This window comes from Nostoc sp. CHAB 5715, assembly GCF_020829685.1.
Taxonomy (GTDB): domain Bacteria; phylum Cyanobacteriota; class Cyanobacteriia; order Cyanobacteriales; family Nostocaceae; genus Nostoc.
In genome coordinates, this window is sequence record NZ_JAIVFR010001092.1 from 1 (window position 1) to 2,316 (window position 2,316).

The 2,316-nt window shown below is 41.2% G+C and carries 4 protein-coding genes; 1 reads left to right on the top strand and 3 read right to left on the bottom strand.

Going from position 1 to position 2,316, the window contains the following annotated elements:
- Positions 1–108: 108 nt before the first annotated feature.
- Together LC574_RS36265 and LC574_RS36270 are read right to left on the bottom strand one after the other, a co-directional pair.
- On the bottom strand, positions 109–804 hold the full coding sequence (locus tag LC574_RS36265; protein ID WP_229458460.1) for a hypothetical protein: 696 nt from the start codon (positions 802–804) through the stop codon (positions 109–111).
- Between the two features lie 84 nt (positions 805–888).
- On the bottom strand, positions 889–1,197 hold the full coding sequence (locus LC574_RS36270) for a hypothetical protein (RefSeq protein ID WP_229458462.1): 309 nt from the start codon (positions 1,195–1,197) through the stop codon (positions 889–891).
- Between LC574_RS36270 and LC574_RS36275 the strand changes: the two genes are divergently transcribed.
- The gene (locus LC574_RS36275; protein WP_368736781.1) at positions 1,171–1,464 is read left to right on the top strand and encodes an ArsR/SmtB family transcription factor; all 294 of its coding nucleotides are present in this window, start codon (positions 1,171–1,173) and stop codon (positions 1,462–1,464) included. The two genes, LC574_RS36270 and LC574_RS36275, sit on opposite strands and share 27 nt — an antisense overlap.
- A 40-nt stretch (positions 1,465–1,504) precedes the next feature.
- Here LC574_RS36275 and LC574_RS36280 read toward each other — a convergent pair whose 3' ends face one another.
- Positions 1,505–1,813, bottom strand: a complete 309-nt coding sequence (locus tag LC574_RS36280; RefSeq protein ID WP_229458464.1) for a dual specificity protein phosphatase family protein — start codon at positions 1,811–1,813, stop codon at positions 1,505–1,507.
- Positions 1,814–2,316 lie beyond the last annotated feature (503 nt).

Genomic DNA, 2,316 nt, shown 5'->3' on the forward strand with positions numbered 1-2,316 from the left:
AGTCTTATTTCAACGTTGCAAAGTTTTATGTGATGCCCGCGATCTAATTCGTAGTCTAACTTGCTACCATTGGTGGCCACAAACAAACAACAGCTTTACTATGTGCATTTAACCGGATTTGATATTACTGCTCTTGTTGGCAGTTTTAATTAACACAGTCATTGGTTTTTGACTTTGGGTAACTCGTTGCAGCATTTTAGCGATCGCTTCTTTACTACTCTCAAACTTCTTGAGGTAAGCTGGTGTAACCTCTAAAATTGCCTTGTCACCTTGCCATTTAACAAGATGAGCATGAGCCAAAAGCTTTTGATTACTAGGTTTAGCTATATCCATCACCTGCTGCCAAATTTGAGCCAGGTTAGTAGTCTGGGCTGCAACTGCTGGTAACAATTTGTCATTTACAGGTTTAGCTGTCACCTTGTTTGTGGTGTATACTCCAACTGTTGGTAGCAACTTGCCGTCATGCACAGGTTTAGCAGTTAGCGTCTTGGTTGCACTGACAGGCAATAAACTGGGTATCAGGTTCAGTAAGCAAACTTCTAGCCACACAGCAGCATTTACTGTGTACCGAAGATAGTTTTCTGCTTTTTGTAACTCTGCTAGAGACAAGTTAAGCGTCTCGAAATTCCAGTGATTTGCTAAAACCTTGAGTTGAGCATAGTTAACACAACCAGTTAGCAGGGATTGCTCTTTGGGTGCAGACTTGATAATCAGTAAATCTCGGTATGTTTGCAGTAAGTTGGAGAGAATCAATTTGGGCGTTTTACCAGAATCTACTAAAACTCTTGGCGTTGCTGATTCCATCTATGAAAATGATTTTGCATAATACCAAAATCCTTGTAGAGACGTAGCACTGCTACGTCTCTACATCCAGATTCATATTTCAATTCAGCAACGCCAAACTCTTGCTACTTGCAGCAAGTTAAAGGTGTTGTTGGTGGATATTGCCTGTAAAATTGACATTAGTTCTGTTTCTGTCACACCACCAGCGATTTCCATGACATGATTGGCAGTGATATCTTCATCTAAAAGACTCACCTGACCGAGTAATTGCAGTGCATCTCGCAATCCACCATCGCCCAGTCGTGCGTTGGCTTTGCCCGCCGCAGGCATCGCTGTTAGTGCCTGCTCATCAATAGAAATAGATTCTGCATCTGCTACAATACCGAGGTGCTGCACAATTGCCTGAACAGACAAAGTGCGGAAATTAAACTGGGTGAATCGGCTCGGTTACAGTTGCTCAGTTTAATTGCGGTTCAACCTGCACAGGAAGCTTGCGTTTGCCAGTTGATAGAGCCACTTGGTTTATCACAACCTACTGTCAGCCATCATCTGAAGGTGTTGTATGAAGCAGGCTTGCTCCAAAAGGAACGACGCGGCACTTGGATTTACTATCGGTTAGTATCAGAGCGGTTCGAGATATTTCAGAAGGTACTAACTCTTCCAAAAGCAAAACAAGATTGAAACCTACTACCGAGATGAGCAAGCAAGTTATAGCAATTGCTTATTCTCCTACCAACTCTCGCAAAAAGTTGCTTTGGGCTTCTCGCAGTTCGACTTGCGGGTTTGCGTTCAGAATCTTCTCGATAGCATCGTCATAAGACGAGCCACTAGAAATTAGGTAAGAAGCAAGCATTGTTCCCGTTCGCCGTCTGCCACTGGTGCAATGGATGGCAACAGCATTACCAACGTTGTTTTGACTATCAATGAAGTTTTGTAATTCCTGAAGCTGCTCCTGGCTGGGTGCAGTACCACCTTTGATTGGTAGCCAAATATTCTTGAAATGATGCGAAAAAAAAATTCCAAGCGTCAAGATGCACCGTGGAATCAGTATATTAAACAACATACCCGGCATTACATTGAAACTGTGTTTAGTAGTATCACTCGTGTTTTTCCTAAATCAATTCACGCTTGTACTTTGGAAGGGTTTTTACTTAAACTAGAAGCATTTATTTTGGCATTTACCATTCAGCAGGCTTTTCTAGAATAAGTAAATTTTAATACTTTTAAATAATTCAGTATTTGAATGTTTGGTTGAGTTAAAGTTGACGGTTGCGCGTAGCGCAACCGTCAACTTGTCATAGACGATCAGATGAATCGACGGTTGGTTTTTACCAAGAATTTGATAACCCGCAACTTGGGTTAATAAAAACCTCGAAGAGGAATAAGAGTATTAATTTACTTCCGTCGAACTAAACCTTTATACAGTAAGCTCTTAGCTGATTTGGTTTTTCACGCAATCAAATAGGAGTCCTATCTCAGGTAAACACAAACTCTTTGAGGGTTTATCTGATGCCAATCTTTGATTTAATAATG